Source organism: Lysobacter antibioticus HS124, from assembly GCF_000336385.2.
GTDB classification, from domain to species: Bacteria; Pseudomonadota; Gammaproteobacteria; order Xanthomonadales; family Xanthomonadaceae; genus Lysobacter; species Lysobacter firmicutimachus.
This window is the reverse complement of record NZ_HG424491.1, coordinates 1-1,822: the sequence shown is the minus strand read 5'-3', so window position 1 is coordinate 1,822 and position 1,822 is coordinate 1. Positions and strand designations below refer to the sequence as shown.

Here is a 1,822-nt window from a genome sequence, read left to right as displayed (position 1 = left end):
AGACAGCGCGGTCGCGGCTTACGCCGCTCCTACAGGGCAGCCGAAGAAAGTTGCCCCCACTGAAGGGCGGAGCTTTGTTTTCGCAGCCTCCGAACCACCGACGCCGCGAGACCGAGGCAGCGCGGTCGCGGCTTACGCCGCTCCTACAGGAAGCGGCGGCGTCCCACGAACGAAAAACGCGCCGATGCCAGCGGCATCGGCGCGTCGGAAGGCCAGGCGGTGCGGGCTGGATCAGCGCGCGACCACCACCTTGGTGCCGGCGATCTGGTCGTGCAAGCAGCGACGGTCGTCGCGGAAGATCATCAGCACGTCCACCAGCTGGACGATCGCGCCCAGGCAGGGAATCAGGCCCACGCCCTGCGAGAACAGATAGCGCTTGCCGAGCAGTTCGACCAGGCTCGGCTGCAACCCGTCCATGTCGACGATCTTGATCTTCATGACCTTCTTGCCCCAGGTCTGGCCGCTCTGGTTGAGCGGATAGGCCTGGATCACGAAGAACAGGATCACGCCGATCAGGCCCCACAGGAACTGCAGGCCGAAAGTCTGCTGACCGTTCTGGGCGGCGGTCATGGCCTGTTCGAAATAGCCGCCGACGAACATCAACGGCAGCAGCAGCACCAGCATGATCACGCCGTCGATGATCGCCGCGACCAGGCGGATGCCGCGTCCGGCCAGCTCCTCTTCGCCGTACGCCGGTTCGGTCAGCGACGACTGCGGGCTCTGGTAGGGGTTCTGAGGGTCCATTCTTCTCTCCTTGCAGGTAATGGGCGTTCGTCGGCCCCCTGCCGCGACGCCACGAAAATCCAGGCGGCGAAGATAGCAGGACAACGTGACTTAAGGCACATCGTGCCGCGCCGAAAGCCGCCGGTCCGCGACCGGCGGCGCCGATCGCGCAACGGACCGGGCGCGGCACGGCCGCACGCGATCGCCGGATCGACACGATCCGGACGCGCCGTCCGAGCACGCGGATGCGAGGCGCCCCCCATCGTCGCCACGACGGAGGCGCCGGAGCGCTCTGGGGGAATTGCGCTGAAGTCCCCGGCTCCCCGCATTCGCGGGGACGACGATCCCGCAGGGACGCGCGGGCACTCGCCCGCCGTCGCCCCCGCGACGGCCGCAGCCCGATCGCGGATCAGGTGCGCGGCAGGGTTACGCCGGTCTGGCCCTGGTACTTGCCGCCGCGGTCCTTGTAGGAGGTGTCGCAGACCTCGTCGGACTGGAAGAACAGCATCTGCGCCACGCCCTCGTTGGCGTAGATCCGCGCCGGCAGCGGCGTGGTGTTGCTGAATTCCAGGGTCACGTGGCCTTCCCACTCCGGTTCCAGCGGGGTCACGTTGACGATGATGCCGCAGCGCGCGTAGGTGCTCTTGCCCAGGCACACCACCAGCACATCGCGCGGGATGCGGAAGTACTCGACCGTGCGCGCCAGGGCGAAGGAGTTCGGCGGGATGATGCAGACGTCGTTCTCGACGTCGACGAAGCTGCCCGGATCGAAGTGCTTGGGGTCGACGATGGTCGAGTTGATGTTGGTGAAGACCTTGAACTCGCGCGAGCAGCGGACGTCGTAGCCGTAGCTGGAGGTGCCGTAGCTGACGATGCGCTGGCCGTCGGATGCGTGCTTGACCTGGCCGGGCTCGAACGGCTCGATCATGCCGTGCTGCTCGGACATGCGGCGGATCCAACGGTCGGACTTGATGCTCATGCGGTGTTCCAGTGAGGGCAGCCTGGCTGCCGATTGTAGGGGTTAAAACGGCCGCGCCGCGCTCAGCCCAGCAGCGAGGCCGAGATCGAGGGCGTGGTGCGCGGGCGCCGCGCCAGCGCC

At 67.3% G+C, this 1,822-nt stretch carries 2 protein-coding genes; both read right to left on the bottom strand.

Annotated features, from left to right (window positions below):
• Positions 1-231: 231 nt before the first annotated feature.
• Positions 232-744 (bottom strand): RDD family protein, encoded by a 513-nt coding sequence (locus TX83_RS10025; protein ID WP_064747813.1) that lies wholly within the window; start codon positions 742-744, stop codon positions 232-234.
• Positions 745-1,132: 388 nt separating this feature from the next.
• On the bottom strand, positions 1,133-1,702 hold the full coding sequence (dcd, locus tag TX83_RS10020) for a dCTP deaminase (protein ID WP_064747812.1): 570 nt from the start codon (positions 1,700-1,702) through the stop codon (positions 1,133-1,135).
• Positions 1,703-1,822 lie beyond the last annotated feature (120 nt).